Raw genomic sequence first — 1,024 nt, 5'->3', positions numbered from 1 at the left:
TGCCGTAACCGGTGCCGGTACCGAGCTCGACGTGACCGCCCTGGAGGAGGCCCTGCGTGAGCGGGTGCGCGGTGAGATCCGCTTCGACGCGGGAAGCCGGGGCGCCTACTCCACCGACGGCTCGAACTACCGACAGGTCCCGATCGGTGTGGTCGTGCCCCGCGACGTCGACGCCGGGGCGGAGGCGGTCGCGGTGTGCGCCCGGTTCGGCGCTCCCGTCCTCTCGCGGGGCGGCGGCACCAGCCTCGGAGGCCAGTGCACCAACACCGCCGTCGTCATCGACTGGACGAAGTACTGCGACCGCCTGGTCTCCCTCGACGTGGAACGGCGCACCTGCGTGGTCGAGCCGGGAATCGTGCTGGACGAGCTCAACCGGCAGCTGTCCGCCCACGGACTGAAGTTCGGTCCCAAGCCCTCGACCCACAGCCACTGCTCCCTGGGCGGCATGATCGGCAACAACTCCTGCGGGGCCTCCGCACAGGCGTACGGCAAGACCGTGGACAACGTGCGGCGCCTGGAGATCGTCACCTATGCCGGCACGCGCTGCTGGGTGGGCCCCACCTCGGACCGGGAGTACGAGGAGATCACCGCTTCGGACGACGGGCGGGCCGTGCTGTACCGGGGGATGCGGGACATCATCGACCGCCACCTGGCCGACGTCAGGCGGGGCTACCCGGCCATCCCCCGGCGGGTGTCCGGCTACAACCTGGACTCGCTGCTGCCGGAGAACGGCTTCGACGTCGCACGCACCCTCGTCGGCAGCGAGGGCACCCTGGTGACGGTGGTCCGCGCCGAACTCGACCTGGTACCGGTGCCCGCGTACGAGGCCATGGTCGTGCTCGGGTACGACGACATCTGCGCCGCCGCCGACGACGTTCCCCGGCTCCTCGCCCACTGCGACCCGGAGCTGCTGGAGGCCATCGACGGGCGGATGGCGCAGCTCATGCGGGCCGAAGGCTCCCACCTCGACTCGCTGGGGCAGTTCCCCGAGGGCGAGAGCTGGCTGCTGGTGCAGTGCAGCGGC

General features: G+C 71.2%; 1 protein-coding gene. It reads left to right on the top strand.

The window, feature by feature from the left end:
- Window positions 1-31: 31 nt before the first annotated feature.
- On the top strand, window positions 32-1,024 hold a 993-nt coding region (locus tag IH13_RS0122685), incomplete at its 3' end, for an FAD-binding oxidoreductase (RefSeq protein WP_031087256.1).

It is taken from the genome of Streptomyces sp. NRRL WC-3549, from assembly GCF_000721935.1.
Lineage (GTDB): Bacteria > Actinomycetota > Actinomycetes > Streptomycetales > Streptomycetaceae > Streptomyces.
Note: the sequence above shows the minus strand (reverse complement) of the source record. Positions and strands in the feature narration are given on the sequence as shown.